The organism is Streptosporangium album, assembly GCF_014203795.1.
Taxonomy (GTDB): Bacteria; Actinomycetota; Actinomycetes; order Streptosporangiales; family Streptosporangiaceae; genus Streptosporangium; species Streptosporangium album.
Map to the genome: position 1 here is coordinate 4,597,808 of NZ_JACHJU010000001.1, position 25,865 is coordinate 4,623,672.

Sequence of the window (25,865 nt, forward strand, 5' to 3'; positions counted from 1 at the left end):
GTGTTCGAGGTCTGGGCGCCGCTGGCGACCGCGGTCGACGTGGAGATCGGCGAGATCCGCTACCCGATGGACGCCCGGATGGGCGGCTGGTGGTCGGCGGAGGTGCCGGGAGCCGGTCACGGGACCGACTACCGGTTCCGGCTGGACGGCGGCGAGCCGCTGCCGGACCCCCGGACCCGGTGGCAGCCCGAGGGGATCTTCGGTCCGAGCCGGGTCTACGATCACGACCGGTTCGAGTGGAACGACGAGCTGTGGCGGGGACGGAACCTGCCCGGCTCGGTGATCTACGAGCTGCATGTCGGCGCCTTCACCCCCGGCGGGACCTTCGACTCGGCGGCCGGCAAGCTCGACCACCTCGTCTCGCTGGGCGTCGACTTCGTCGAGGTCATGCCGGTGCCGCCGGTCCCGGGGGAGCGCAACTGGGGCTACGACGGGGTCGACCTGTGGGCCGTCACCGACAACTACGGCGGCCCCGACGCGCTCAAGCGCTTCGTGGAGGCCTGCCACCTGCGGGGCATCGGCGTGATCCTCGACGTCGTCTACAACCACCTCGGACCGTCCGGCAACTTCCTGGCCCCGTTCGGCCCCTACTTCCACTCCAGCGCCTCCTCCTTCTGGGGCCAGGCGGTCAACCTGGACGGCCCCGGCTCCGACGAGGTGCGCCGTTACTTCATCGGCAACGCGCTGCAGTGGCTGCGTGACTACCACATCGACGGCCTGCGGCTGGACGCCGTGCACGCGCTGCACGACAACCGGGCCGTCCACCTGCTGGAGGAGCTCGCCGGTGAGGTGGACGCGCTGTCGGCGGCCGCGGGCAGGCCACTGACGCTCATCGCCGAGTCCGATCTCAACGACCCCCGGCTGATGACGCCGCGCGAGGCCGGTGGGTACGGCCTGGCCGCGGCCTGGAACGACGACGTCCACCATGCCCTGCACGTGGCGGTGACCGGTGAGCGGCACGGCTACTACGACGACTTCGCCGGCGCGCTGCCCAAGGTGCTCGCCTCGGCCTACCTCCACGACGGGACCTACTCGGCGTTCCGCGGCCGTTCCCACGGCCGTCCGGCCTGTCATGTGCCCGGCTACCGCTTCGTCTGCTCCGCGCAGAACCACGACCAGATCGGCAACCGGGCAGAGGGCGACCGGATGGCGCCGGAGGCGCTGCGGCTGGCCGCCGGGCTGCTGCTGACCTCGCCTTTCACCCCCATGCTGTTCATGGGCGAGGAGTGGGGCGCGCGTACGCCGTTCCTGTTCTTCACCGACCACGTCGAACCGCAACTCCGCGAGGGCGAGGGCGACCGGCGGCGGCGGGAGTTCGTCGGCTTCGGCTACGACGACTGGGCCGAGAAGGCGCCGGATCCGGGGGAGGAGCTGACCTTCCTGCGTTCCAAGCTCGACTGGAGCGAACTGGACGACGAGGCGCACCGGGCCCATCTCGACTGGTACCGGGCACTGATCGCGCTCCGTCGCGCGCAGCCGGATCTGTCGGACCCGAGGCTGGATCGGGTCCGGGTCGAGCACGGCGAGACCTGGCTGGTCATCCACCGGGGAGCGCTCCGCGTCGCGGCCAACCTCAGCCCGATCCCGCTGAAAATACGGCTCGCTCCCGGCCGCATCCTTCTCGCCTCCGACCCGGGTGTCCATTTCGGCGACGTTCCCGTCCCGCCCGGTGCGGCCTCACCGGGCGATCCGTCCGACTTCGGTGAGGGCCTGATCCTGCCCGCTCACTCCCTGGCGGTCATCAGGCCGGACGGGAGTGGGCTGTGACCTCCTCGGCCAGCGGCTGATGATCGGCCGCGTCATTGCGAAGGACTGATGCGTGCACGGGTTGAGGAGGCTGATCGAGGGTGTCGGCCAAGGGGCCTTCCCGTCATGAGGATGTCCGACAGGCGGTGCAGGCCGCGTGCCGTACGGGCCTTGACCGTGCCCAGGGGCACACTGAGCTGCTCGGCGATCTCACGCTGGGGCAGCTCGCCGTAGTAGGCCAGTTCGATGGCCTGGCGCTGCGGGGCGGGAAGCTCCGCCAGCGCCCGCTGGACCTCGTCGCGATCGGCCAGGCCGTCCCCGTGGCTCCGGCCGTCCACGCCGACGGGGTCGGCCACCACGTCCAGGGGCACCGTCTGGAGCGTCCGCACCCGTAGGTGGTCCACCGCCCGGTGGTGCGCGATGCCGATCAGCCATGCCGGGAGGCTTCGGCCCGGGTCGAAACGGTGACAACACCGCCACACCTCGGCGAACACGATCTGCTGCAGGTCTTCGATCTCCTGGGGAGGGACGAACCGTCGCAGGTAGGAGCGGACCAGTGATCCGTGCTCACGGAAGCAGTCGGCCAGAGCCGCGTCCTCGCCCTTGGCGAGCCGGACGTTCAAGTCGCCTGTCATGGCAGATCCCCTTACCCGGGAAAGCTACTCAAAACTTATTCACCCTGTTCCCATTCGTACCCGCCCGTCATCGTGTCCGCAACCCTGGGTGAGTGGATCAACACGGTTTCGCCGACGAGGACGGCGGAACCGTCAAGGTAAAGATCAGTGCCCGCCGCTGCCGCCGGGAGCGGAGGAGAGGGTACGGCCCCGCGCCGGAGAGGTCAGCGCAGCGCGGCGCTGACCTGGGTGAGGGCCTCGCGGAAGGAGGTGACGCGTGAGACCGAGGGCGGGAGCCCGTCCAACCAGCCCGGGCCGCCGACGATGACACGGCTGGCGGGACGGAGCAGCGGGAGCGAGGCCAACGGCGTGGGATCGCCGGTCGCACGCTGCTGGGACCAGACGAACACCACCGCCGGGCCGAGGCGGCGCATCGCGTCGGCCAGGGCGGGATAGGGGGTCCGCGCGCCGAGCACCCGGGTCTCCACATGGTGCCCGACGGTCAGCTCGGCGGCCAGCGCGTAGATCGGCAGGCTGTGCTGTTCCTCTTCGGCGCAGGCCAGCAGCACCGGTCGCTCGTTGACCGGCCGGTGCGGGCGCTCGACGAGCCGGGTCAGCGCGGCCAGCACCCGCTCGGAGAACAGATGCTCGATCTCGACGCTCGCGCCGGTCTCGGCCTGGCGCCTGCAGATCATCTCAAGGGCCGGAAAGATCAGGCTCTCCCAGGTCCACAGGACCCCGTGCCTGTCGAGTGACGCGCCGATCCAGTCCGACACGGTCTGGCTGTCCAAGGCGACCGTCGCCCGCCCCAGCATCGCCACGGTCGGGATCTCGCGCCGCGCCACCGGTGCGGCGCCCGGGAGCACGGCCTGGCCGGGGTCGCCGAGCAGGATGGCGGGCTGTCCGTCCCGGACGCGGTCCCCTGCGAGCGCGGCGTCGGACCGCAACACCTCCCGCGCCGCGTCGGCGGCCGGAACCCCGGTCCTGATGAGCCGGCTCATCTCCTCAAGACGCCGCAGGTCGCCCGTGTCGTAGCGGCGGTGCCCTCCCGGGCTGCGGCGGCTCGGCCCGATCCCGTAGCGCAGATTCCAGGTGCGCAGCGTGGGAGCGGGCACACCGAGCCGCCGCGCGACGGCTCCTATGCCGTAACCCGGCTCCTCCTCGGTGGTCACCTGCCCCTGCTCGTCCATGCTCGCCTCACCCCGTGCCCGTTGATCGCCCTACCAGCCTGCCAGGCAATGCGGGTGGTTCCCCCATCCACCATTCTTTCGGACGACGGGCGGGATGGCGCGTGCTCACCACGGCATATCGGACGGGGCGCTGGCATATCGGACGGAACGATCTGCCCTCTTCGCGCGTCGCAAATGTGTGACCTCCTTCGACAGCATCGACGACGACCTGCTCGCCGCCCGTGAGCGGGTGCGACGGCTGGAACAACTGACCAGGCAGCGCCAGACGGTGACCGTACAGCTCGACGAGGCCGGGCGGCTCATCGGTGATCTGGAGAGCATGCTCGCCAAGGAGGAGCGCGACGTCTCCCGGCTGGAGGGCGGCGGATTCGCGGCGTTCCTGTCCGGACTCGCCGGGTCCAAAGAGGAGAGGCTCGTCAGGGAGCGGGCCGAGGCCCAGGCCCTGCGGCAGCGCCTGGACGGGCAGCGGACCCGTCTCGCATGGCTCCAGGCCGACCGGACCGCCGTGGAGAGGGACCTGGCCGAGATCGGCCCGGCCCATGAGCAGTTCGCCGAGCTGCTCGCCCGCAAGGAACGCCTGCTGATCGAGTCGGCCGACCCCAGAGGGCGTGAGCTCGCCGAGATCGGCCGGCTGCTGGCCGACACCCACGCCGACCTCCGCGAGCACGAGGAGGCCCACCGGGCCGGGGTCGCCTCCTCGCACGCGGTCGGCCAGGTCCTGCGCTGCCTCGGCCACGCCCGTGGCGCCTCCACCTGGGACATGCTGGGCGGTGGCGGATTCGCGGACATGCTGGAGCACGGCCACATGCGCAACGCGGACGAGGCGGCCTGGCACGCCCAGCGCGCCCTGGACACCTTCTCCCGTGAGCTCGCCGACGTCGGGGTGCAAGCCTCCCCACAGCTGCCCAAGGTGGACACCCGCTGGTTCGCCGACATGTTCTTCGACAACATCATCACCGACGCGATCAAGCATCAGCGGATCGCCCGCACCGGCCAGGCCGTCGCGGAGGTGGCCCAGTGGGTGAACGCCACGGTGAACGGACTGGCCGCCCACTGCGGCGAGCTGGTACGCCGTCGTGACTCCCTCGTCGTCCGTCGTGAGGAAGTCCTCACCGGTTGAGAAGAAGGTCCGTCCGGTGGGCTGACGGGACCGGCCAACGGTGGCAAGCTCGGGGCTGAAGGCATCGCACCGTCTCGATGGAGGGCAGCATGTCGACGCCCCTTGTGGTCCCGTTCCTTCGTTATCAGGATGCTCCGGCCGCCATCGAGTGGCTGGGCAAGGTCTTCGGCTTCCAGGTGGCGCTCACGGTCCCCGGGCCGAGAGGCGGCATCGGATATGCCCGGCTCGCGCTGGGAGACGCTGTGATCATGCTCGCCTCGGTCCGTGACGGCGAGCCGTACCTGCGCAGTGCCCTGGATCTACCGGCGGTCAGCCAGGGAGTGTTCGTCGTGGTGGAGGACCTGGACGCCCACTACGAGCACGCCGGCGCCATGGGCGCGGAGATCGTGGTGGAGCCCGAGGCCACCCCCGAGGGCGCCAGGGCCTATCTGGCTTTCGACCTGGAGGGTCAACTCTGGGCCTTCGGGGACGGCTTCGCGGTCAACGCCTGATCTCAGTGACCATGGCCATGACCGTGGTCATGGCCATGGTCCTCGTCCTCATCCTCGTCCGAGGGCCCGTCGGAGGGCTCCACGCCCAGCACGGCCTCGCGGGGCTCGATCTGCTCGACGTGCTCGATCAGACCCAGGACGTGGTCCGGCTCGATGAGCCACTGCAGCGCCGTGGCGCCGGTGTCGTCGGCGGAGACCATCTCCGCCTGCTCCCGGCGCTCGTCGTCGTCCAGGTCGGCGTCCGGGTGGTTGATCTCCTTCAGTGCGGCAGCCTGGAGTCCGCCGATGTCCTGCACCTCGACGGTCAGCTCAACCGTCAGACGCAGATAGCGTTCAGTGCCCGATTCATCACTCATGGTGGAAATTCTAGTGCCCTCGAGAAGGGGGATCGCCCTACGGAAGCTTCCACTCCACCGGCGCCGTGCCCTGCTGCGTGAGGAGCTCGTTGGCACGGCTGAACGGGCGGGAGCCGAAGAAGCCGTTGCGGGCCGACAGGGGGCTCGGGTGGGCCGACTCGATGGCGGGGACGTCGCCGAGCATCGGACGCAGGTTGCGGGCGTCACGGCCCCACAGGATCGCCACCAGCGGCTGGTCGCGCGCGGCGAGTGCCTTGATGGCCTGCTCGGTGATCTCCTCCCACCCCTTGCCCCGGTGCGAGGCGGGCTTGCCCGGCATGACGGTGAGCACCCTGTTGAGCAGCAGCACACCGTGCTCGGCCCACGGGGTCAGGTCGCCGTTACTCGGCATCGGCAGCCCGAGGTCCTCGGTGAGCTCCTTGTATATGTTGCGCAGGCTCCCCGGGATGGGCCGCACGTCGGCGGCCACCGAGAAGCTCAGACCAATCGGATGACCCGGCGTGGGATAGGGGTCCTGGCCGACGATCAGCACCTTGACCTGGTCGAAGGGCTGTTGGAAGGCGCGGAGCACATTGGGGCCCGAAGGGAGGTACTGCCTGCCTTCGGCGACCTCCTTGCGGAGGAAGTCGCCCATCGCGGCGATCTGACCGGCGACGGGCTCCAGGGCCGTGGCCCACCCGGCTTCCACGACTTCGTTCAAAGGGCGTGCGGACATGCCGGAAACCCTATCGAGGTTTGAGGTTCGGTACGGCTTGCCCTTGAAATCAGGGCAAGCCGTACCGGGCCTGCCCCTTTACTTCACCGAGCCGGCCATCATGCCCTGCACGAAGTACCGCTGGAAGGCGAAGAACAACACCAGCGGGATGATCAGTGACAGGAAGGCGCCCGGCGCCAGGATGTCGATGTTGGTGCCGAACTGCCGCATCTGGGACTGCAGTGCCTTGGTCATCGGCTGGTTGTCGGTGTCGGCGAAGACCAGGGCGACGAGCAGGTCGTTCCAGACCCAGAGGAACTGGAAGATGCCGAGCGAGGCGACCGCGGGCTTGGCCAGCGGGAACACCACGGTCGAGAAGATCTTCCACTCACCCGCGCCGTCCATCCGCGCCGCTTCGAGCAGCGAGCTCGGGATGCCCGCGAAGAAGTTGCGGAGCAGGAAGATGGCGAAGGGGAGTCCGAACGCGACGTGGAAGAGCACCACGCTGGCGATGGAGCCGAAGATCCCGATGGAGCCGTAGAGCTTGGCGATCGGGATCAGCCCGATCTGGATCGGCACCACCAGCAGGCCGACCACCACCAGGAACAGCCCGTCCCTGCCGGGGAACTCCATCCAGGCGAACGCGTAGGCCGCCATGGCCGCGATGCCGATCACCAGGAGGGTCGTGGGCACCGTGATGGACACCGTGTTCCAGAACGACGCGGTGAACCCGGTGGCCAGCAGGTCGGAGTAGCTCTTGAGGGTCAGTTCGGCCGGCTTGGTGAGCGCCGTCCACCAGCCGGTGGAGTTGTTGGCCGCCTCCTCGCGGATCGAGACCACGAACAGCCCGAGGGTGGGGACCAGCCAGAACACGCCGATCAGCACCAGCGCCGCCTGGAGCACGCCACCGCCGATCCGGTCGACGACCCGGCCGAGGGCGCTGCGGGGCGGAGCGCCGAGAGTGGAGGTGGTCACTGGTTGTCCCTCCTGAACCGGCGGATGTTGAGAAACATGAAGGGCAGTACGAGGATCAGCAGGAAGATGGCCAGTGCGCTGCCCATCCCCTGGTTGCCGCCGCCGCCGAAGGAGACCCGCCACATCTCCAGCGCGATCACGTTGGCCTGCGGCTGCACCGATCCCGGTGCGATGACGTAGACCAGGTCGAAGACCTTCAGAGTGTTGATGATCATCGTGACGAACACCACGAGCAGCACCGGGGAGAGCAGCGGAATGGTGATCTTGCGGAACACCTGCCACTCGGTGGCGCCGTCGATGCGGGCCGCCTCCAGCGCGTCCCGCGGGATGGCCGCGAGGCCGGCCGCGATCAGCACCATGGAGAACCCGGCCCACACCCAGATGAACGCGCCGATGATCGCCGGTGTGATCAGCGTCGGGCCCAGCCAGGAGACCCCGCTGAAGGCGGCCTCGAAGTTCGACTGCGGCAGCCGTACCGTGTAGTCGCCCGGAGCGAGTCCGGCGAAGCGGAACGTCCCGTCGGCCTCGGTGGTGGCGGTGGCCTTGACGGCGCCGTTCTGCACCGCCTCGACCGTCACCCCGGTCAGGCCCTTCTCCGTGCCGTCCACCTGGTTGAGCGCGCCGCCGCCGCCCTGGGTGAAGTCCACCCACACGGTCCCGGCGAGCTCGCCCGGACCGGGCTGGGCCGCCTTCGCCGTCGAGGCCGAGGCGAGGGACTCGGGCTTCACGCCCACCAGCGGGATGAGCACGGCCTTCCCCGGCTGGGAGGGCTGCTTGGTCACCACCGCGCCCTGCTGGGCGGCGACCGGAGCCTGGTCGTTCTCCCGGGGGCGGGCGTCCGGGTAGCCCGTGTGGGAGCCGAAGAGGCCGTCCACCGAACTGATCACGGCGTTGGCCACGCCCCGGTCCGGGGCCTGCTCGTACACCAGGCGGAAGATGACGCCGGAGGCCATCAGCGAGACGGCCATCGGCATGAACACGATCAGCTTGAACGCGGTCGCCCAGCGGATCCGCTCGGTCAGCACCGCGAAGATCAGACCGACCGCGGTGACCAGGGCGGGAGCCACCACGACCCAGATCAGGTTGTTCCTGATCGTGGTCAGGGTGGAGGCGTCACTGAAGATCGCCGCGTAGTTGTCCACACCGACGAAGTTCTGGCCGTTGCCGTCGTAGAGGCTACGGAAGATCGAATAGATGATCGGGTAGATCACCATCGAGCCGAGCAGGACCGCGCCCGGGAGCAGGAACCAGATCGCCATGATCGGCGGCGGTCCCAGCTCGGAGACGCGCTTCCGCTTCCCCGCCGGCGCGGCTGCCGCGACGGTGTCGTCCTCCCTCCCGGAGGAGGTGCTCTCCACGGCGGGGGCGGGGTCCGCCTCGGCCGCGGTCAGGGGTCCCTCGCCCAGGCCCACGGAGGACCTGGGGGCATCGTTCGGTCCGGAGGAGGAGCCGCGGGCGGCGTCGCCGCCACGCGGATCCTGCGGGCCGTCTAACCGGTCGGTCACGGCCTCTCCCCTTTACTTCCAGGCCTTCTTGGCCTCGGCCTCGAGCTTCTCCTGGATGTCCTTGATCTTGGAGGGGTCGCGCACGAAGTCCTGCAGGAGCTTCCACTCGCCCTTGCCGTCGGTGCCACCGAAGGCGCTGGGCGCGAGGTCGGACATGTCGTAGCGGACGGCGTCACCGGCGGAGATGATCGTCTGGGCGAGCTTCTTGGTCAGCTCGCTCGGGTAGTTGTCAGGCGAGACGTTGCGGTTGGAGGAGAGGTAGCCGGGGAGCTTGGCCCAGATCTCGCCGCCCTCCTTGGAGGCGAGGAACTCCATCAGCGCCATCGCGCCCTTGGAGTCCTTCATCACCACCGCGACGTCACCGCCCAGCACGACCGGCTCGGTGTCACCGGCCTTCGGGAACGGGAAGTACTTGGCCTCCTCGCCGAGCTTCGCACCGGACTCCTCGGCCGTGGTGCCCACGAAGTCCGCCTCGATGACCATCGCCGACTTGTCCTGGCCGTAGACCTGGGTCACGCAGGTCGGGAAGTCGGTCTGCAGGGCGCCGGAGGAGCCGCCGAGCAGGAACTCCTTCTTGCCGACGAGCTGTCCGATCTTCTCCAGCGCGGTGGTCACGCTGGGGTCGGTCCACGGGATCTCGTGCTTGGAGAGCTTGGTGTAGTTGTCCGGGCCCGCGCTGGACAGGTAGACGTTCTCGAACAGGTCGGTCAGGGTCCAGCCGGAGGCGCCGCACAGGGAGAACGGCGGGGTGCCGGAGTCGGCGACCGCCTGGGCGGTCTTGACGAGCTCGTCCCAGGTGGTGGGCGGCTGTGTCCCGGCGTCCTGGAAGGCCTTGTCGCGATACCAGATGAGCGACTTGTGGGCCGCCTTCACCAGCACGCCGTAGGCCTGGCCGTCGGCGGAGCCGAGCTCCTTCCAGTACGGGGTGTAGTTGTCGTCGATCTGCTTCAGCACCTCGGCGGTGAGGGGCTTGAGCGCCTTCTGGTCGGAGTACTGCTTGACCAGGCCCGGCTGGGGCAGGATCGCGATGTCCGGCGGGTTCTTGCCCTCGAGGCGCGGGCCGAGGTAGGCGCCGGTGTCCTCGCCGGTGGAGGCGTAGGTGACCTTGGCGCCGGTCTTGTCCTCGAACGCCTTGAGCACCGTCTGGAAGTTGGTCTGCTCGGAGCCGGTCCACTTGGCGGCGACCTCGAGGGACACGCCCTCAAGGGTCTTGGCCGCGGGGGCGGCCGCGGAGGAGCTGCCGCCGGGAGCGGGGGAGGCGGCGGTGTCGGAAGCCTGGCCGCTACACGCGGCGAGTGCGAGCGCGAGACCGGCTGTGGTCACTGTCGCGACGGTTTTACGCATACTGAGCAAACCTCCTGTGCTGTCAGAGCTCTCGGGTTTCAGCTGGGGGATGGAGATGACAGCTCACTGTGGACGGGATGAGGGGATGACGCCTGGTCGGACCGAGGGTGGGGATGACCCTCGGTCCGGGCCGGGAGTGGGGATGACGGTCTCACCCCGGGGGGATCGCCCCCGGGTCACTGAGCCCGGATGATCTCGTTGAGCTGGCCTTTCATGGAGACGGCGACGTCGTCGTCGTCTTCCTTGAAAGGGGGGGTGAGCGCGTTGGAGACCGCACTGGCGATCACCAGGCTCACCTGGTTGTAGTTGGCACTCGCCGGTCTCGGCTGCGCGGAGAGGATGCTCTGCTTGAGAACCGGCAGGTAGGGGAAGCGTTTGATCAGGCCGGGGTCGTCGTACAGCTCGGCCCACACGGGAGGGAACGAGCCGTCGGCGAGCACCCGCCGCTGGTTCTCCAGGCCGGTGAAGTAGCGGATGAACTCCACCGCCGACTTCTGCCGCTTGGAGTACGCGCTGAGCGCGAGGTTGACCCCGCCCAGCGAGCTGGAACCCGGGCCGTTGAGCCCGGGAAGCCGGGTGACACCGAACTTGCCGGCGACCGCCGAGGCGGTGGCCGGGCCGTACGCGTGCGGCCAGTTGCGGGCGAAGGCGAGCCGGCCCTCCTGGAAGGCCAGCCGCGACTCCTCCTCCTTGAAGGAGAGTGACTCCGCGGGGATCCATCCCTCGCGGAACCCGCCGGTCAGGAAGTCCAGACCGGTCTTCGCCTTGGCCACGTCCATGGTCACCCGTGTGCCGTCCCGGCTGAGGATCTGCCCGCCCGCCGACTGCACGGCCTCGGCGAAGTTGACGGTCAGCCCCTCGTAGGCGAGGAACTGGCCGGCGTAACCGCCGATGCCGTACTTGTCGTGCAGGGTGCGCGCCTGCTCGCGCAGCTCCGCCCAGGTCTTGGGCGGCTTGAAGCCCTGCTTGGCGAGCAGGTCCTTGCGGTAGTAGAGCAGTCCGGCGTTGCTGGTGTAGGGCACCGCCCAGAGCTTGTCCTTGTAGATCGCGGTGTCCACCACCGGCTGCAGGAACCGGTCCAGTGGGAACATGCCACGGTCGAGCGGCAGGATCCAGCCGGCGTCGGCGAACTCCGCCGTCCAGACCACGTCGAGGCCGAGCACGTCGTAGCGGTCGCTTTTGGCCTGCAGGTTGGCGACCATCTGCGCGCGCTGCTCGTCGGCCGCCTCGGGGAGTTCGAGCAGGGTCGCCCGCTCCCCGGGGTGGGCCTGGTTCCACCGGTCGAGCAGCGGTTGCAGGTAACCGGTCGTGTCGCGTCCCGTCACGAGAGTGAACGGGCCGGTCCCGCCGGACCGCTCCGTCTTCTGGGCGACCGCGGCCGAGCATCCCGCCGTCACCAGTACGGCGAGCGCGACGGGGAACAGGCGGCGCATCGGTTGCCTCCAAGTTTCGGAGCGGTTACATACGTGTTAGGTAGATGCATGCATGTTATGCACAGCGCTAATGTGGGCGTCAACGGATAGCCACATAACGCTCACGTAACGAGCACTCCGAGGAGGTGGGGCGTGAGGCAGTCGCTGCTGGCGCTCCTCGCGAAGGAACCTGCCCACGGATACGAGCTAAAACAGGCGCTTGAGCAGATTTTCGGCAGTGCCTACCCGTCACCGAACATCGGGCAGATCTACGTCACGCTCGGCCGCCTGGAGAAAGACGGGCAGGTGCGGGCCGTGGACGTCGAACAGACCAACCGGCCGAACAAGAAGGTGTACTATCTGACCGCCAAGGGCCGGGAAGTCCTCGACGTGTGGGTGGACGAGCCCACCGAGGGGCCGCGGGTCCGGGACGAGTTCTTCATGAAGCTCGTGCTGGCTCCCATGACCGGCATCGCGGACCGGATGACGCTGATCAATCGCCAGCGTCGCCACTACCTCGCGCTCATGCGCGACCTCAACGAACTCGCTGAGCGGACCGACCAGGGGGATCGCGTCGCGCTCCTGCTGATAGAGGGGGCCATGCTCCACCTGCAGGCCGACCTCGACTGGCTCGAACGCTGTCAGGAGGACCTGTCATGAGCCCGCCCCCCACCGTCACCACGGTCAACCTCGTGAAGATCTACCAGAACGGCGGCGTCCCGGTGCCCGCCGTTCGGGGGGTGGACCTGACGGTGGAGGCCGGGCAGTTCGTCGCGGTCATGGGGCCCTCGGGTTCGGGCAAGTCCACCCTGGTGCACATGATCGGTGGCCTGGACGCCCGCACCAGCGGCGAGATCTGGCTGAACGGCAAGCGGGCCGACACCCTGAGCGAGAGCGCCTGGGCGCTGCTGCGCCGCAGGGAGATCGGTTTCGTCTTCCAGTTCTTCAACCTGGTCGCCAACATGACCGTGGCCGACAACGTCGAGCTCCCCGCGCTGCTGGCCGGAGCGCCCCCACGCGAGGCACGCGAGCGCCGGGAGTATCTCCTCGGAGAACTCGGCCTGACCGACCGTGCCGACGCCGCCCCCGCCCAGCTCGCCGGCGGTGAGCAGCAGCGGGTCGCGCTGGCCCGCGCGCTGGCCAACAAGCCGAGCCTGTTGCTCGCCGACGAACCCACCGGCAACCTCGACAGCCGCAACGCCCGCGACGTGCTCCGCCTCCTCGGCGAGGTCCACCGCGACGGCCAGACCATCGTCATGGTCACCCACGACGCCCGGGTCGCCAGCCTCGCCGACCGGGTGGTCTCCCTGCTCGACGGTGAGATCGTCGACGACGGCGCGGTCGGCACGGCCCGCCGTCGCCCCCGGGCCACCGCGGGCGACGTCGTCGAACTCAGGGGATGACCGGTGAGCACCGCCAGGGCCTCGGCCAGATGGATCCGGGCCGATCTGAGGGCCCGGCGAGGACAGGCGCTGCTGACGGTGCTCGCCGTGGCGGGGATCGTCACGGCGCTCATCACCTCGGCGACGCTGCTGGAGGACGGGACGAACCCGTGGCGGGGGCTGTTCGCGGAGTCCCGGGGCGCGCATGTGTGGATCCACACCAAGGACGCCCCGGACGTGGCCGCGCTCTCCCGCCTCGCGGGCGTGGAGGAGGTGGCCGGCCCGTACCGCACGGCACCCGTGATGCTCACGATGGACGGAAAGAAGTCGCCCGTGGCGCTGCGGGGGATGCAGGCGACGCTCCCGTCCGTGGCCGCGCCGCTGGTCCGTGAGGGGCGATGGCTACGCCCCGGCGACGTCGAGGGCGTGGTCGTCGAGCGCTCCTTCGCCGAGGCGCTCGACCTGCGGGTGGGCGGTCCCTTCACCGTCACCGCGCTCAACGGGGCCTCCCACCCGCTGATCGTGGTCGGCCTGGCGGACACCGCGGACCAGGGCTTCTACCCCGAGTCGACCCCGGGTCTGGCCTGGACCCTGACCACCACCCTCGCCAGGATCGAACCCGCGCTGGGGCGCAGCGAGTCGGTCACCGGGCTGCGGCTCACCGACGGTGAGGACACCCTGCCGGTCGTGCACGGCGCGGTCACCCTGCTGGCCGAGCAGATCCAGCGCATGTCCACCTGGCGCGAGGTCCGCGCCTCCATGGAGCTGGACAACAGGCTGCTCGGCCTGCTGCTGGCGCTGTTCGGCACCGCAGGACTGGTCGCCGCCGCACTGGCCATCGTCAACGTGGTGGGGGGCCGCGTGCTGACCCAGACACGCGACATCGCCACGCTCAAGTCCCTCGGCTACACCCGGAGCCAGATCTTCGGCCTGCTCATGGTGGAGCACGGCGCGCTCGGCCTGATCGGCATCGTCGCCGGGCTGGTCTGCGGCCAGATCGCCTCCTCGTTCGCGCTGGACGGCATGCCGATCCTGCCGCTCTCACCGATCCCGCTGCTGTCGATCGCCGGCGGCACCGCCGCGGTGGTCGGAGTCGCGGTGGCCCTGCCCGCCTGGCGCGGCAGCCGCACCCCGCCGATCCCCACGGCGTCCGCCGCGCCGCCGAGGGGCCACCTGTCACGGATGGCCAGGCTCGCCTTTCTCGTACGGCTGCCGCCCGCCCTCGTCCTGGGCACCCGCGACGCCTTCACCAGGCGCGTCCCCGCCCTCCTGAGCATCTTCGGCCTCGCCGTCCCGATGATGATGATCACGATCGGCCTCGGCTGCTGGGCCACCCTGGACGACTTCCTGCGCCACCCCGAACAGATCGGTCAGGCGGCGGCTCTCACCCTCCGCCCGGACAAGCTCTCCGCCGGAGAGGCCGTACGGATCGCCGGAGCCGACCCCGAGGTGCTGACCGCCTACCCGGGCACCGAGGTCTCCGCGCTGGAGCCGGAACAGACCAGGAGCGTGCTGGCCCGTGCCGTGGGCACCTCCGCCCACCCGTACCCCTTCTCGGTGGTCGAGGGGCGGATGTTCGCCGCCCGCGGTGAGGCCGTGGCCGGGCAGGGACTGCTCGACCTGCTGGAAGTGAAGATCGGAGACCGGGTGCGGATGACGGTCGGCGGCACGCCGCTGATCGTCCACATCGTCGGCAGGGTGGTGGAGCCCGACCAGGACGGTGAGGTGCTCTCCCTCGGACTGGACAGCCTCGCCGCCAAGGACGCGATGCCGCCGCAGTTCTACAGCCTCATCCTCCGGCCGGGCGCCGACCCCGCCGCGGTCCGGGCCCGGCTGCTGGCCGCCTCGGGCGAGGGGCTGGAGGTCCACCTGGTGGTCAACCCGGCCGAACGGCTCTCGGTCATCCGAGTGGTGATCGTGGCGCTGATCGGCGTGCTCTCCCTGCTCGGCCTGGCCAACCTGCTGACCGCCAGCGCCCTCGGCCTGCGCGACCACGCGCTGGACCTGGCGGTGCTCAAAGCCATGGGTCTCACCCCGCGGCAGGTGGCCGCGACCCTGGTCACCGGTACGGGGCTGCTCGTCGTGCTGGGCGTGGTCGCGGGCACCGCCGCCGGGGCCTCCCTGGTCGGCGGACTGATCGACCTGCAGGGCCACACCAGCGGTGTCGGCGCGGGCATCGGCCGTACGCCCTCGGCCCTGACGCTGGTCTCCGCGGTGCTGATCGCGGTGGGGGCATCCCTGCTGGTGACGCTGATACCGGCCCGCAGGGCCGTACGCGCCCAGGTGCCGGTGACCGCCAGGTAGACGGGCCGCGCCCCGGAACGGACGCCGGCGGCATGGAACGGCGCGGTACGGAGAACGCCGCGGGCCGACGCGGAACGGCCGCCGGGCGCCGCGGAGAACGGTCACCATACGGAACGGTGCGGTACGGCCAGGCCGCACCGCACCGTTCCGTATGGAGGGATCAGCGGGTGTTGATGGAGAACCAGAAGAAGCCGTGACCCGGCAGGGTCAGCAGGTAGGGCAGGGTCCCCACCTGTGGGAACGGCACCCCGCCACGGGCCTCGACCGGCGTCATGCCCTCGAAGCGGCGCAGGTCCAGCTCCACCGGCTGCGGATACTTCGACAGGTTGTTGACGCACAGCATCACGTCGTCGCCGTCCTCACGGATGAAGGACAGCACGGCAGGGTTGCCCGACCACAGCTCGCTGTAGACGCCGGTGCCGAAGACCGGGTGGTTACGGCGGATCTCCAGCATCTTCTTCGTGAAGTGCAGCAGTGACGCCGGGTTCTTCTGCTGGGCCTCCACGTTGACCGCCTGGAAGCCGTAGATCGGGTCCATGACGGCCGGGAGGTAGAGACGGCCCGGGTCGGCCTGGGAGAAGCCGGCGTTGCGGTCCGGGCTCCACTGCATCGGGGTGCGGACCGCGTCGCGGTCCTCCAGCCAGATATTGTCGCCCATGCCGATCTCGTCGCCGTAGTACATGACCGGCGAGCCGGGCAGCGACAGCAGCAGCGCGGTGAACAGCTCGATCTGGTCCCGGTCGTTCTCCAGCAGCGGGGCCAGGCGGCGCCGGATGCCCAGGTAGGCCCGCATGCGCGGGTCCTTGGCGTACTCGGCGTGCATGTAGTCGCGCTCTTCCTCGGTGACCGTCTCCAGGGTCAGCTCGTCGTGGTTGCGGAGGAAGATGCCCCACTGAGCGCTGTCGGGAAGCTTCGGCGTCCGCGACATGATCTCGGAGATCGGCTCGCGGCTGCCTCGCCGCACGGCCATGAAGATGCGCGGCATGAGCGGGAAGTGGAAGGCCATGTGGCACTCGTCGCCACCCACCGCCGGGTCGCCGAAGTACTCCACCACGTCCTCGGGCCAGCCGTTGGCCTCGGCCAGCAGCACCCGGTCGGGGTAGAGGCGGTCCACCTCGGCGCGGACCTTCTTCAGGTACGCGTGAGTCTCGGGCAGGCCGGAGCAGCCGGTGCCCTCGCGCTCGAAGAGGTAGGGCACGGCGTCCAGGCGGAAGCCGTCGATGCCCAGGTCCAGCCAGAAGCGCAGGACCTCCAGCATGGCCTCCTGGACCGCCGGGTTGTCGTAGTTCAGGTCGGGCTGGTGGTGGAAGAAACGGTGCCAGTAGTACTGCTTGCGGACCGGGTCGTAGGTCCAGTTGGACTCCTCGGCACCGATGAAGATGATCGGGGCGTCGGGGTATCCGGTGGGCTCGTCGGACCAGACGTAGAAGTCGCCGTAGGGGCCTTCGGGGTCGTGCCGCGAGGCCTGGAACCAGGGGTGCTTGTCACTGGTGTGGTTCATCACCAGGTCGGTGATGATGCGCAGGCCCCGCTCATGAGCCGACTCGATGAGCTCCACGAAGTCGCCGAGATCGCCGAAGTCGGGAAGGATCTTCATGTAGTCGGAGATGTCGTAGCCGCCGTCGCGCAGCGGCGACTCGTACAGGGGGAGCAGCCACAGGCAGTCGACGCCGAGCCACTTGGTGTAGTCGAGCTTCTCGATCAGGCCGCGCAGGTCTCCCGTGCCGTCTCCATTGGAGTCCTTGAATCCCCGGACCAGCACTTCATAGAAGACAGCCCGCTTGTACCACTGGGGGTCCGCCGAGACGAAGTCCTCGGAAACGGGCTCCACGTAGGGGGATGGGTTCATCGTGTTCTCGCTCACGGTGAGAAAGGGCAGGACGAAGTCACCGGATAGTCCGGCTGATGATGTTTGGTGACCGCGCTGGCGGGAGCCGTCATCCCCACGTGCTCCATGCCCTCGGTCAGACCGAATTTGTGATTTGGTCTGTCCGTTGTGGCGCTTTCTGGGCCGAACACTACCAGCCGTTCGCGCCTGCCGTAGCCCCTGAACATCTCGTCACGTCCCCACGCCACGGAAACTTCGCAGGCATCGCGCCGCCCGCCCGTAATCGCGCTGTCGCTTACTGTTCTCTTTCCCGAAACATGCCACACGCGGTGATGATGACCTCGGCTTATGGCTGGGGGCCGGCAGACACGCACACCCGGACCAGGTCGTCGCCGGAGCCCGGGTCCCCACCCGCCCGCCTGTGACGGGAGTCTCCCCCTCGGTTCAGCGGACCCCGCCAGTCGAGCCTACCCAGCCATGGGGTATGGGCCCCAACCGCGCTCCGCCGTACTCCCGGTCGCAGGAGGAGACGGCGCGGGGAGAGATCAGCTCCAGGGCGGGGCAGGGGTGGGCAGGCGGTCCTCGTAGTCGCCCAGCCAGGCTCCGAACAGGACCAGGCTCCGCACCCAGAACCGGTCGTTCCAGCCGTTGAACCGCGCCAGGGCGTCAGGGCCCTCGGCGACCACGCCGTGAAGCTGCTCCGACAGCAGGGAGGGAACCGCGCCCGCGACCCGGCTCAGCATCCGGTGTCCGTACTCGCGCGCGGGGGCGGCGGCCGAGCGGAGCGGGACCCGCTGGAGCGGCTGCTTGACCACGTTCGTGGAGGGGAGCGCGGCGACACGGGGGTTGGCGGTGTGCAGGAGCTCCCGGTAGAAGTGCCCCTTGTCCTTACGGGCCACGCCCACCGAGAGGGCGGCGTCGAAGAAGTCCGGGTGCATGAAGGGCGCCGCGAACGACACCTCGGGGCCGACCAGGTTGACCGGGGAGCGGGCGATGCCCCGGGCGGTCCGGGTGTGCAGGACCGACAGCGGGAGTTCGGCCCGGTGCCCGTTGAGCATCGAGGTCGACTGGGTGAAGGCCGCCTCGACCGAGGAGGTGATCCAGGCCGACGCCTCCTCCGACAGGAACGGCACCGACGGGGCGCCCAGCGCGAGGGAGCCGAGCAGCGCCGCCTTCCGTTCCGCCTCCGAGGAGGCCTCCAGCGCGGCCCCGCTGACCATGAAGTTCTTCAGCAGCGGCCCTCCGGCCAGGCCGTCCACCAGGGTCCGGCCGGCCCGGTGCACCTCACGGGCGAACGGGGTGTACCAGGCGTGGTGCGGGGTCAGGAATTCCAGCCGCCGGGCGACGGCGAGCGCGTCGTCGGGGTAGGCGGCGGCGTCCTGAGTGATCACGCGGTGCCGTACGCCCAGCTCGCGGGTTATCGCGCGGGCGAAGGCGATGTCGGTGTCGGTGCCGTCGTCGGGGCTCGTCGTCCACGATTCGACGTCGGCGCCCCGGGTCACCGCGACCGAGCAGAGCAGCCGCGAGTCGTAGCCGCCGCTGACCGGGACGAGCAGCGGACGGCCGTCGAACTCCTTGTAGACCTCGTGCAGGATCTCCAGGATCTCCCCGGCCGTCCGTCCCGCCTCGAACGGCTCCTCGCGCAGCCACCGGGGCAGCCTGCGCTCGGTCGAGATCCGGCCCGAGGCCCGGTCGAAGGCCAGTGCGCTGGACCCGGCCAGCCGCTTGACCTGGGCGTAAGGGGTGTCGTCGCGGAGCGGGAAGGTCAGTTGGATGATCGACGCCCAGGCGTCCCAGTTGATCTCGTACGGCGTGCGGGCCAGAGCCAGCAGCGGCTCCAGGAGCGAGGAGAAGTAGACGGCCCCGTCCCGGGACAGGTAGTAGACGTCCACCAGGCCGAGCCCGCCGGTGTGCAGCGTGACCCGGTCTCCGTCGTCGATCAGGCCGGGGGTCTCGAACTCCTCCGCCACGCTGATCCACGGCGCCGCCTCCGTCGGCCTGCGCTCCCCCCAGGCGAACGCCCAGGTCTGTGCGTCCCGCTGGTAGGGCGGCAGCGGTGAGGAGCTGAACAGTGCCGCCTGGGGGGTTCGCAGCGCGGGCCTCACCCGTGGTCCGGCCCCCCGCAGTGTCTCCAGGACGGCATCGTCGAGGTGGCCGATGCCGCCGCAGACGTAGGGCCTCACATTGAACGTCGGCCACTGCACCGTGCTGACTCCTCTGTGTCGCGATTGACCAAAGGGTATCCTTTCGCCCGGCTCAGAAATCGGAGGACGGCGTGGCGAGCGAGCAACTCGAGAGCACACGGTTGGCGTTGCGGGAGGCTGTGGCCGAGGCGGAACGGGCCGCCGAACTGGCCAGACTGCTCGACGCGGCACAGGCGAAGATCACCGAAGCGGAGCGCGCCACGGCCGAACTGCGTGGAGTCCAGGAACGGCTGAGCGAGACCGAGGAACGGCTCGAAGCGGCACAGGCGGCCGAAGAGCGACTCCGCAGGGACCTGGCCGAGCAGCGCTACCAGGCCGAGGTGGCGAAGTGGAAGCTGTCGTCGGTGCAGGTGGCGCGGTGGTCCCGGCTGGGCGACGCGATCAAGACGGGTAAGAGCAATCCCGTGCGGCTGGCGCGTGGCCTCCGCGGAGCCGCCAGGCCCGCCAAGCGACCGGCCGCCCCCAAGCGCCAGCCCGTCCCGGTCAAGAGCACCTCCAGGGCGGTCCCGGGTGCGTCCTTCCAGGCCACCACGTCCACCAGGACCGTTGGCGGGACGTCGGTCAAGCTCAAGCCGTTCCGCGTCCCGACCGGCCCGAACACCCGCCCGCACCTGACGGTGGCCGTCGTCGCGGAGCCGCACGCCGAGGCGCTGCTGCGCTACGAGTGGCGGCAGACCACCGGCTTCACGCCCAGGGACTTCGCCCGGGTGCTGTCCGCCGAGGTCCCGCACCTGCTGCTGGTCGAGTCGGTGACCCACGGGCCCTGGGCCGAGGAGTTGCGCGAGCCGGGCGAGGGCCTGACCGCGCTGCTGTCGTGGTGCGCGGAGCGGGGCATCCGCACGGTCTTCTGGCACACCCGGGGTGAGGTCGGCGACTTCGCCGCCGCCGCCGGGTTGTTCGAGCACATCGTCACCGCACTGCCCAGGTCCGTGGCGGCGTGGGGCGCCGCGCTGGCGTCCCGGGAGCCGGATTCCGGCCGCCGCTCGCCCTCGCTGGGGCTCCTGCCCTTCGCCGTCCAGCCCCGCGTGCACAATCCGCTGCCGCTGGCCGGGGACCGGTTCGACCGGGTGCTCACCCTGGAGGAGCTGCTCCCGGGCCACCTGTCGTATCCGGACGTGCTCACCTCCTACCGCTGGCCCAGGGCCGTCTACTGCCCGCCGGGCACGGAGGTCTGGCGGATGGCCGAGCTGGCCGCCTGCGGCACGCCGATCGCGGCGTCTCCGGCGGGCCCCGCACCGGACGCCGGGACCGTCCCGCCCGGTGTCCAGGACGGCGCCGACGCCCGCCGGGCCCATGCGGCGCTCCGCCGGGCCTATGCCTCCGGCACGATGACGGAGAAGGTGGACGACCTGCTCGACGCGGTCGGGCTGCCCAGCGCCCGTGCCACCCTGACCGTCTCGGTGATCATGATCGATCGAGGCGATCTCGACCACACCCTCGCCCAGGTCGCGCCGCAGAAGGGCGTCGTCCAGCTGGTGCTGCTGTCGGACGCGCACGACGCCGCGGGGCGGGCCCGCGCCGCGATGCCGGACAGGGTGGACGTCGTGGTCCGTCCCACCGACCCGGGGCTCACCACCGGCGGCATGCTCAACCGTGCCCTCGACCTGTGCCAGGGCGATCTGGTGGCGGTCATGGACGCCAGGGACATGTACGGCGAGCACTATCTGACCGATCTCGCCCGCGCCTTCCTGTTCACCACCGCCGACATCGTCGGTAAGGCGGCCTTCTACGCCCACCTGCGCGACGTCGCCGCCACGGTGCTGCGCCAGCCGGACGCCGAATACTCCTATCTCCCCGAGATCACCGGCGCCACCTTGCTGGCCCGCCGTGCCGTCCTGCGCGGCATCGGCTTCGCCGACGTCTCGGAGGGGTGGGACGAGGTGCTGATGCGCCAGTGCCGCACGGACGGGATCAAGGTCTTCTCCGCCGACCGCTTCGGCTACGTCTGCCTGCGCGATCGCGACCGCTGGCTCCTCGGCTCGGCCCAGCTCGTCGACTACGGCCCGGCCGCTCCGCACGCCCTGGCCTGAGGGCCGACCGGCGAGGTGGCGGACGCGCCGGGACGGGCACGTGCGGCCTCGATCATCTGGCTCCGCGCGTGGTCCGGGCTAGGCTGCCAGGCGTGACGCCCGGTCAGCTCGGCGAGGTCCTCGGCCTGCCGCCGATCCCGCAGGGGACGTGGGCCGAGGAGGCCGTCTACGTCTCGCCTGCCGCGTTGCGCCGGCGCCGGGCACCCGGGGAGCTGGCGGCGCGGCTGCGTGAGCTGCCGGGGATCGCGGGCGTCCGGGTGCGGGACGACGGTTTCCTGGAGATCGTGGTGGCCGTGCCGGGGGAGCTCGTCGCGGAGATCGGCCCGGTCGCCTCGCCGTCCCGCGGGGTGTCGCCGTGGGCCGACTCTCCCAGGACCTGGAGCAATCCCGGATTCGTCGTGCGATACGCGCATGTGCGGGCGGTCGCCGTACAGCGCTGGGCGGCGGAGCTGGGGGTCGGCGGGGAGTTCCGGCCCGAGCTGCTCACCGGCCACCTGGACCGGGCGGTCCTGAGGTCGCTGGCCGAGGTGCACGGCAGGCGGGTGAGCCGGGATCCGGGGTGGGCGGCCTATGCCGGGCAGCTCGCCCTGGCCTATCACGACGCGTTCGAGCGGGCCCCCGCGCTGCCCGTGGGGGATGAGGAGCCGTCCGCCCTCCACCTGGCGCGGGTACGGCTGGCCGGGGCGGTGCGGGACGTTCTGGCCGAGGGGCTGGCGGCGCTGGGCGAGGCGGCGCCCGACGTCCTGTGACCGATCCCCCGGCGGGGGCCGGGGGCGGCCGCGCGTCAGGTGTCTTGTCGGGCGGATCGCCACAAAACGTAAAAATATGGCGCTGAAGTTATTAATGACATGAAAAGTTTCTGTATTTCCGGTTGATCGTGTCTCGCCAATTGGGCACTCGTCCCACGGGGATCACCGCTTCCGATAGCCTCGATCGGGTGAGTCGATTCGCCCACCCCGCCGGTGACCGGCACGCCGAAGTGCGGCCAGAGGAGCGCCCTCCGCACGCACCTGCCGACCTGAACACACTCGACCCGACGATCTGGCCTCGGACGTCGGGCCGTGCCGGAGGCTCGATCACGGTCGGCGGCGCCGACGTCAGGGATCTGGTCGAAGAGCACGGCACGCCGCTCTACGTGGTGGACGAGGAAGACTTCCGCTCCCGGTGCCGCGACTACCGGGACGCGTTCGCCGGCGGTGAGGTCCACTACGCCGGTAAGGCGTTCCTCTGCCGTGAGGTGGCCCGCTGGATCATGCAGGAGGGTCTCGGCCTCGACGTGTGCAGCGCGGGCGAGCTCGCCGTCGCGCTGAGCGTCGGGTTCCCGCCCGAGCGGATCACGATGCACGGCAACAACAAGTCGCTCGCCGAGCTGGAGAGGGCGATCGAGGTCGGGGTCGGGCACATCGTGGCCGACTCGTTCGAGGAGATCGCCCGGCTGGGGTTCCTGGCGGCCAAGCACGGAAAGCGGCCCCGGATCATGATCCGGGTGACCGTGGGCGTGGAGGCGCACACCCACGAGTTCATCGCCACCGCCCACGACGACCAGAAGTTCGGCTTCTCGCTGAGCGCCGGCGCCGCGGCCGAGGCGGCCCGGCGCATCCTCGCACTGCCCCAGCTCGAACTCGTCGGCCTGCACTCCCACATCGGCTCCCAGATCACCGACACCGCCGGTTTCGAGGTGGCCGCCCGCCGCCTGGCCACGCTGCTGGTGCAGATCAAGGAGGAGCACGGCGTCGTCCTGCCGGAGCTCGACCTCGGCGGCGGCTACGGCATCCCCTACGTCGAGGGCGACACCGCGCCCGACGTGAAGGAGATCGCGGACGGGCTGCGGGAGATCGTCGCCAAGGTGGCCGAGGCCGCGGGCCTGCCGGTGCCCAAGCTCACCGTCGAGCCGGGCCGGGCCATCGCCGGGCTCGCGGGTGTGACGCTCTACGAGATCGGCACGATCAAGGACGTCGAGGGGCTGCGGACCTACGTCGGCGTCGACGGCGGCATGAGCGACAACATCCGCACCGCGCTCTACGGCGCCGAGTACACCGCGCGCCTGGCCTCGCGGGAGAGTTCCGCCGAGCCCATGCTCTCGCGCCTGGTGGGCAAGCACTGCGAGAGCGGCGACATGGTGGTCCGCGACCTGTGGCTGCCGCGGGACCTGGCCACCGGTGACCTGATCGCCGTCGCGGGGACCGGCGCCTACTGCCGCTCGCTCGCCAACAACTACAACTACCTTCCCAAGCCCGCCGTGGTCGCGGTCAAGGACGGGGTGTCCCGCGTGATCGTCCGCAGGGAGACCGAGGACGATCTGCTGAGAGGACAACTGTGAAACGACCCGAAATCGCAGGCCGCCGGGCGGGCGGAGCGGACGAGAAGGAGAGTGCGACCGGATGGCACTGAAAGTCGCTCTCCTCGGGTGCGGTGTCGTCGGTTCCCAGGTGATCCGGCTGATGCGCGAGCAGGCCGACGACCTCGCCGCGAGGGTCGGGGCCCCGCTGGAGCTCGCCGGCGTCGCCGTGCGGAGGCTGGGCCGTAAACGGGACACCGACGTGGACCCGGCCCTGCTCACCACCGACGCCGAGGCCCTGGTCACCCGTGACGACGTGGACATCGTCGTCGAGGTGATCGGCGGCATCGAGCCCGCCAGGTCGCTCATCCTGGCCGCGATGAACAGCGGCAAGTCGGTCGTCACGGCAAACAAGGCGCTGCTCGCCGAGGACGGCGCGACCGTCCACGGCGCGGCCAGGTCCAACAACGCGGACCTGTACTTCGAGGCGGCCGTCGCGGGCGCGATCCCGCTGATCCGGCCGCTGCGCGAGTCCCTGGCCGGCGACGACGTGCATCGCGTGCTCGGCATCGTCAACGGCACCACCAACTACATCCTCGACAAGATGGACGGAAGCGGCGCGTCCTTCTCCGACGCGCTGGAGGAGGCCCAGGCCCTGGGATACGCCGAGGCCGACCCCACGGCCGACGTGGAGGGCTTCGACGCCGCGGCCAAGGCCGCGATCCTCGCCGGGATCGCCTTCCACAGCCGCGTGACGGCCGCCGACGTGCACCGTGAGGGCATCACCGAGATCACCGCGACCGACGTGGCCAGCGCCAAGGCGATGGGATACGTCATCAAGCTGCTGGCGATCTGTGCCCGCTCCGACGACGGACGCTCCTTCGGCGTCCGGGTGCACCCGGCCATGATCCCCAGGACGCACCCGCTGGCGGGGGTCCGCGAGGCGTACAACGCGGTCTTCGTCGAGGCCCGGTCCGCCGGGCAGCTGATGTTCTACGGCGCGGGCGCGGGCGGCGCCCCGACGGCGAGCGCGGTGCTGGGCGACATCGTGGCGGTGGCCCGCAACCTGCTGGCCGGCACGCGGGGCCCCGAGGAGTCGACCTACGCCGACCTGGCCGTGCACCCGATGGGTGAGACCGTCACGCGCTACCACGTCTCCCTGGACGTCGCCGACAAGCCGGGCGTGCTCGCCCGGGTCGCCGACATGTTCGCCAAGCAGGACGTGTCCATCCAGACCGTCCGCCAGGAGGGGCACGGCGACGACGCCCAGCTCGTCCTGGTCACCCACCGGGCCAGTGACGCGGCGCTGTCGGCCACCATCGAGGGCCTGCGCGAGATGGACATCGTCCGTGACGTGGTGAGCGTCATGCGGGTCGAGGGCGAGGAGGCCTCGTAGGCCCGCTCGCCGGTTGCGGGCACCCTCGGCGGACGGAGGGTGCCCCGCTCCCGTGCCGACGCCGTACGGCGTCGCCTTCCTGACCCTTTGGTAACGACTGCATCGACAAGCCTTATGGGCTTATATGGTGCTTTTCTGCTCTTCTGATCCGCTGCCCGAAGGGACGTCCCCGTGAAGATCGCTCGTTGGGCCGCGGTGCTGCCGGCGGCGCTGGTCGTGCCGGCGTTCCTGCAACCGGTCTCCCTCGCCGAGAGCGCCAGGCCCCCGAAGGCCAGGACGGTCGTCTCGCTCACCTTCGACGACGGGGACGTGACCCACCTGGCCACGGCCCGCATGCTGGAGAAGCGGGGCGTGCGCGGGACCTTCTACGTCAACACCGACACCATCGGGCGCGACCTCAAGCTGAACCGCGAGCAGCTCGCCGCGATCGCCAAGGGCGGGCACGAGATCGGCGGCCACACGCTGACCCATGTCCGTCTCACCGAGCTGACCCGCAGCCAGCAGCGCGAGCAGATCTGCGACGACCGCAGGACACTGGTGGCGTGGGGGTACCGGCCCGCCACTCTCGCCTACCCGTTCGGGTCGGTCGACGCCGACGCCGAGGCGGTGGCCCGGCAGTGTGGCTACGACGCGGCTCGCGGGGTCGGCGGGCTCAAGGAGTGGGGATGCCCCACCTGTCCGGGTGCCGAGAAGCCGCGCCCGGCGGATCGCTACGACATCCGCACGCCGGGCTCGGTCCGCGAGGACACGCTGCTGCGGCAGATGAGGCAGCAGGTCCTCAACGCGGAGAAGACCGGCGGGCTCGTCACCATGGTGTTCCACCGGGTCTGCGACGGCTGCGGCGTCTACTCGGTGTCTCCCCGGACCCTGGACGGCTTCCTCGGCTGGCTGGTGAGCCGCAAGGCCCACGGCACGGTCGTCAAGACCCTCCAGGACGCGGTCGGCGCCCGCTACCGGCCCGTGCCCGGGCAGTAGGCGCCCGGCCGTCGCCCCCAA

21 protein-coding genes are annotated in these 25,865 nt (G+C 70.3%); 11 read left to right on the top strand and 10 right to left on the bottom strand.

Annotation, left to right across the window (positions count from 1 at the left end; all coding sequences use genetic code 11):
• A complete protein-coding gene (gene treZ / locus FHR32_RS21950) occupies window positions 1–1,767 on the top strand; it encodes a malto-oligosyltrehalose trehalohydrolase (protein ID WP_184756006.1) in 1,767 nt (588 codons plus the stop codon).
• A 32-nt stretch (window positions 1,768–1,799) separates the two neighbouring features.
• Here the strand turns inward: treZ and FHR32_RS21955 are convergent, their stop codons facing one another.
• Both FHR32_RS21955 and FHR32_RS21960 read right to left on the bottom strand, forming a co-directional pair.
• Window positions 1,800–2,381 (bottom strand): RNA polymerase sigma factor, encoded by a 582-nt coding sequence (locus FHR32_RS21955; protein WP_184756007.1) that lies wholly within the window; start codon window positions 2,379–2,381, stop codon window positions 1,800–1,802.
• A 203-nt stretch (window positions 2,382–2,584) separates the two neighbouring features.
• A complete protein-coding gene (locus FHR32_RS21960) occupies window positions 2,585–3,550 on the bottom strand; it encodes a MerR family transcriptional regulator (RefSeq protein WP_184756008.1) in 966 nt (321 codons plus the stop codon).
• A 178-nt stretch (window positions 3,551–3,728) separates the two neighbouring features.
• Here FHR32_RS21960 and FHR32_RS21965 point away from each other — a divergent pair, with 178 nt between their 5' ends.
• Together FHR32_RS21965 and FHR32_RS21970 are read left to right on the top strand one after the other, a co-directional pair.
• Window positions 3,729–4,670 (top strand): hypothetical protein, encoded by a 942-nt coding sequence (locus FHR32_RS21965; RefSeq protein WP_184756009.1) that lies wholly within the window; start codon window positions 3,729–3,731, stop codon window positions 4,668–4,670.
• An 89-nt stretch (window positions 4,671–4,759) separates the two neighbouring features.
• Window positions 4,760–5,161, top strand: a complete 402-nt coding sequence (locus tag FHR32_RS21970) for a VOC family protein (RefSeq protein WP_184756010.1) — start codon at window positions 4,760–4,762, stop codon at window positions 5,159–5,161.
• A 2-nt stretch (window positions 5,162–5,163) separates the two neighbouring features.
• Here the strand turns inward: FHR32_RS21970 and FHR32_RS21975 are convergent, their stop codons facing one another.
• From FHR32_RS21975 to FHR32_RS22000, 6 genes are all read right to left on the bottom strand, one after another.
• On the bottom strand, window positions 5,164–5,517 hold the full coding sequence (locus FHR32_RS21975) for a hypothetical protein (RefSeq protein WP_184756011.1): 354 nt from the start codon (window positions 5,515–5,517) through the stop codon (window positions 5,164–5,166).
• Window positions 5,518–5,554: 37 nt separating this feature from the next.
• The gene (locus FHR32_RS21980) at window positions 5,555–6,232 is read right to left on the bottom strand and encodes a uracil-DNA glycosylase (RefSeq protein ID WP_184756012.1); all 678 of its coding nucleotides are present in this window, start codon (window positions 6,230–6,232) and stop codon (window positions 5,555–5,557) included.
• 78 nt (window positions 6,233–6,310) lie between these two features.
• The gene (locus tag FHR32_RS21985) at window positions 6,311–7,186 is read right to left on the bottom strand and encodes a carbohydrate ABC transporter permease (protein ID WP_184756013.1); all 876 of its coding nucleotides are present in this window, start codon (window positions 7,184–7,186) and stop codon (window positions 6,311–6,313) included.
• Window positions 7,183–8,544 carry an ABC transporter permease subunit gene (locus FHR32_RS21990; RefSeq protein ID WP_376773378.1) on the bottom strand — a complete coding sequence of 454 codons (1,362 nt, stop codon included), beginning with the start codon at window positions 8,542–8,544 and terminating at the stop codon, window positions 7,183–7,185. Before FHR32_RS21990 ends, FHR32_RS21985 begins: the two co-directional genes overlap by 4 nt.
• A 159-nt stretch (window positions 8,545–8,703) precedes the next feature.
• Window positions 8,704–10,035 (bottom strand): ABC transporter substrate-binding protein, encoded by a 1,332-nt coding sequence (locus FHR32_RS21995; RefSeq protein ID WP_184756014.1) that lies wholly within the window; start codon window positions 10,033–10,035, stop codon window positions 8,704–8,706.
• Window positions 10,036–10,211: 176 nt separating this feature from the next.
• On the bottom strand, window positions 10,212–11,468 hold the full coding sequence (locus tag FHR32_RS22000) for an ABC transporter substrate-binding protein (RefSeq protein WP_184756015.1): 1,257 nt from the start codon (window positions 11,466–11,468) through the stop codon (window positions 10,212–10,214).
• A 132-nt stretch (window positions 11,469–11,600) separates the two neighbouring features.
• Between FHR32_RS22000 and FHR32_RS22005 the strand changes: the two genes are divergently transcribed.
• From FHR32_RS22005 to FHR32_RS22015, 3 genes are read left to right on the top strand one after another with little or no spacing between them, the layout of a single operon-like run.
• Window positions 11,601–12,107: a PadR family transcriptional regulator gene (locus FHR32_RS22005; protein ID WP_184756016.1), complete on the top strand. Its 507-nt coding sequence runs from the start codon at window positions 11,601–11,603 to the stop codon at window positions 12,105–12,107.
• The gene (locus FHR32_RS22010) at window positions 12,104–12,850 is read left to right on the top strand and encodes an ABC transporter ATP-binding protein (RefSeq protein ID WP_184756017.1); all 747 of its coding nucleotides are present in this window, start codon (window positions 12,104–12,106) and stop codon (window positions 12,848–12,850) included. The genes FHR32_RS22005 and FHR32_RS22010 overlap by 4 nt, the downstream gene beginning before the upstream one ends.
• A 3-nt stretch (window positions 12,851–12,853) precedes the next feature.
• Window positions 12,854–15,133, top strand: a complete 2,280-nt coding sequence (locus FHR32_RS22015) for an ABC transporter permease (RefSeq protein WP_184756018.1) — start codon at window positions 12,854–12,856, stop codon at window positions 15,131–15,133.
• A 160-nt stretch (window positions 15,134–15,293) separates the two neighbouring features.
• Here the strand turns inward: FHR32_RS22015 and treS are convergent, their stop codons facing one another.
• The gene (gene treS, locus FHR32_RS22020; protein WP_184756644.1) at window positions 15,294–16,982 is read right to left on the bottom strand and encodes a maltose alpha-D-glucosyltransferase; all 1,689 of its coding nucleotides are present in this window, start codon (window positions 16,980–16,982) and stop codon (window positions 15,294–15,296) included.
• 524 nt (window positions 16,983–17,506) lie between these two features.
• Window positions 17,507–19,165: an asparagine synthetase B family protein gene (locus FHR32_RS22025; protein WP_184756019.1), complete on the bottom strand. Its 1,659-nt coding sequence runs from the start codon at window positions 19,163–19,165 to the stop codon at window positions 17,507–17,509.
• Window positions 19,166–19,236: 71 nt separating this feature from the next.
• Here FHR32_RS22025 and FHR32_RS22030 point away from each other — a divergent pair, with 71 nt between their 5' ends.
• From FHR32_RS22030 to FHR32_RS22050, 5 genes are all read left to right on the top strand, one after another.
• Complete coding sequence (locus FHR32_RS22030; RefSeq protein WP_184756020.1) at window positions 19,237–21,195, top strand: glycosyltransferase; 1,959 nt, start codon at window positions 19,237–19,239, stop codon at window positions 21,193–21,195.
• Between the two features lie 92 nt (window positions 21,196–21,287).
• Window positions 21,288–21,944, top strand: a complete 657-nt coding sequence (locus FHR32_RS22035; RefSeq protein ID WP_184756021.1) for a DALR anticodon-binding domain-containing protein — start codon at window positions 21,288–21,290, stop codon at window positions 21,942–21,944.
• 188 nt (window positions 21,945–22,132) lie between these two features.
• A complete protein-coding gene (gene lysA / locus FHR32_RS22040) occupies window positions 22,133–23,515 on the top strand; it encodes a diaminopimelate decarboxylase (RefSeq protein ID WP_184756022.1) in 1,383 nt (460 codons plus the stop codon).
• Window positions 23,516–23,576: 61 nt separating this feature from the next.
• Window positions 23,577–24,869 (top strand): homoserine dehydrogenase, encoded by a 1,293-nt coding sequence (locus FHR32_RS22045; protein WP_184756023.1) that lies wholly within the window; start codon window positions 23,577–23,579, stop codon window positions 24,867–24,869.
• A 171-nt stretch (window positions 24,870–25,040) separates the two neighbouring features.
• Window positions 25,041–25,844, top strand: a complete 804-nt coding sequence (locus FHR32_RS22050; protein ID WP_184756024.1) for a polysaccharide deacetylase family protein — start codon at window positions 25,041–25,043, stop codon at window positions 25,842–25,844.
• Window positions 25,845–25,865: the final 21 nt, after the last annotated feature.